Origin of the sequence: Mesorhizobium sp. M7A.F.Ca.US.014.04.1.1 (genome assembly GCF_003998745.1) — a bacterium.
GTDB classification, from domain to species: Bacteria; Pseudomonadota; Alphaproteobacteria; order Rhizobiales; family Rhizobiaceae; genus Mesorhizobium; species Mesorhizobium ciceri.
Window position 1 is genome coordinate 1 of the sequence record NZ_RZRW01000748.1, and the last position, 2370, is coordinate 2370.

Below are 2370 nucleotides of genomic sequence, written 5' to 3' on the forward strand. Positions count from 1 at the left end.
CTTCTGACAGCCGGCCAGAAGCAGCGCCGCCGTGCAGGCGAAAAGCGCCGGGGCGGCTGGAAAAGACAAAAGACCGGGAGCTTTGACCGATGGCTGCGAGACGGGCGAAGTCACGTTCCTGCTCATGGGCTCTCCCGACCGCGGGCCGCTCGCTGATCGCGGTGCCTCGCGGCCATCCAGAGGATAGTCGATCCCCGGGAAAAGGAAACCGGTCTCGTACGTGTATCGCCCGACTGGCTAAGCGCCGGGATCTGCCCACCGCAGGCCCAATCGCCTGCCGGTGGTGCCGACTTGAGGAAAACGTGAAATAAGGTCAGAAGACATCTCAACGGCATCAAACAGGACGGGCGCCGGCCCGGTGAGGGATACGATGAAGAATTCAGCCATTTCCGAACGCAAGAACCAATCGATTTCCCGCGGCGTCGGCATGACCACGCAGATTTATGCCGACCGGGCTGAGAATTCGGAAATCTGGGATGTCGAGGGGCGTCGCTATATCGATTTCTCGTCGGGCATCGCCGTCGTCAACACCGGGCATCGCCATCCCAGGGTGATCGAGGCGGTCAAGGCACAGCTCGACCGCTTCACCCACACCTGCCACCAGGTGGTGCCCTATGAGAGCTATGTGCGCCTGGCCGAACGGCTGAACGGCATGCTGCCCGGCAAGTTCGAGAAGAAGACGATCTTCGTCACCACCGGGGCCGAGGCTGTCGAGAACGCCATCAAGATCGCCCGCAATGCCACCGGCCGTCAGGCGGTCATTGCCTTCGCCGGCGGCTTCCATGGCCGCACCTTCATGGGCATGGCGCTGACCGGCAAGGTCGTGCCTTACAAGGTCGGCTTCGGCGCCATGCCGGGCGATGTCTACCATGCGCCGTTTCCTGTGCCGCTGCACGGTGTCTCGGTCGCCGACTCGCTGGCGGCGCTCGACCGGTTGTTCAAGGCCGATGTGGATCCGGCGCGCGTCGCCGCCATCATCATCGAGCCGGTTCAGGGCGAGGGCGGCTTCTACGACGCGCCGCGGGATTTCCTGGTTGCGCTGCGCAAGCTTTGCGACCAGCACGGCATGCTGCTGATCGCCGACGAAGTGCAGACCGGCTTTGCCCGCACCGGCAAGATGTTTGCTATGGATCACCATGAGGTGGCCGCCGACATCACCACCATGGCCAAGAGCCTGGCCGGCGGCTTTCCTCTGGCGGCGGTCACCGGCCGCGCCGAAATCATGGATGCGCCCGGCCCCGGCGGGCTCGGCGGCACCTATGGCGGCAGTCCGATCGGCGTTGCCGCGGCGCACGCCGTGCTCGACGTGATCGAGGATGAAAAGCTGTGCGACCGCGCCAATACGCTGGGCGCAAGGCTGAAACAGCGGCTGCAGTCGATCCGCGACGACGTGCCCGAGATCGTCGACATCAGAGGTCTCGGCTTCATGAACGCGGTCGAGTTCAACGACGTCAAGAAGGGCCTGCCCTCAGCCGAGATCGCCAATGCGATCCGGTTGAAGGCGCTCGACAAGGGCCTGATCCTGTTGACCTGCGGCGTCTACGGCAACGTCATCCGCTTCCTGGCGCCGATCACCATCCAGGACGAAGTCATGAACGAAGCACTCGACATTCTGGAAAGCTCGATCCGCGAAGTCTGCGCCGCCTGATCAGTAAGGTGCCGCGCCTGAGGGACGGAATTATCCCGCCGCTCTGGCGGGCTCATTCTCGAGGAAAGCAGCCAGTGCCGCTTTCAGCCCCTCGGGGCCAGCGGCCACCGTCTGCGGCGTCGGCGAGAAGCCGGCGCCCAACATCTTGCGGCCAAGCATATGGTCGCCCGGACGGTTGACCGATTCGATGCCGAGCAGCCGGTCGCCGGCATAGTGGTAGATCGAGAATTTGTTGTCGGGAAGGCCGCCCAGCACGACATGGCTGTCGCCGCCGGCGGTCAGGCCGACCATCTGCAGCTTCATGTCGCCGATGTCGGACCAGAACCATGGCACCGCAGAATAGGCGTCGGCATGGCCTGATATCGTGCGCGCGGCAAGCCGCGCCTGGTCGGTGGCATTCTGCACCGATTCCAGCCGCACGTCGCCGCCGGTGAACCAGTGACGGTAAGAGGCAGCATCGCCAATAGCGAGAATCTCCGGCACCGAAGTCCGCATCTGGTGATCGACGCGGATGCCGTTGGCGATGCCGAGGCCAGCTTCCTGTGCCAGTTCGACATTCGGCACGGCACCAATGCCGACAATGACCATGCGCGCCGTCAGTCTTTCGCCTGACGAGGTGATCGCGGCCACGACATGACCGTTTTCGCCTTCGAGCCCGGCTATCGAGGTGCCGGTGAGGATGCGCACGCCCGTCGCTTCCAGCCGTTGCCGGACGTGGCTCG

The 2370-nt window shown here is 64.3% G+C and carries 2 protein-coding genes; one reads left to right on the top strand and one right to left on the bottom strand.

All coding sequences use genetic code 11. The features are described from left to right. Positions 1-370: 370 nt before the first annotated feature. Positions 371-1648: a 4-aminobutyrate--2-oxoglutarate transaminase gene (locus EOA22_RS30940; RefSeq protein ID WP_013527918.1), complete on the top strand. Its 1278-nt coding sequence runs from the start codon at positions 371-373 to the stop codon at positions 1646-1648. Positions 1649-1678: 30 nt separating this feature from the next. Here the strand turns inward: EOA22_RS30940 and EOA22_RS30945 are convergent. After that, positions 1679-2370 (bottom strand): oxidoreductase C-terminal domain-containing protein (locus tag EOA22_RS30945; RefSeq protein ID WP_164756077.1); only part of this gene is annotated, 692 nt, incomplete at its 5' end.

Bases quoted from the DNA above. Each gene is read 5' to 3' on its own strand.
- EOA22_RS30940 (WP_013527918.1), top strand. From the start codon at position 371: ATGAAGAATTCAGCCATTTCCGAACGCAAGAACCAATCGATTTCCCGC.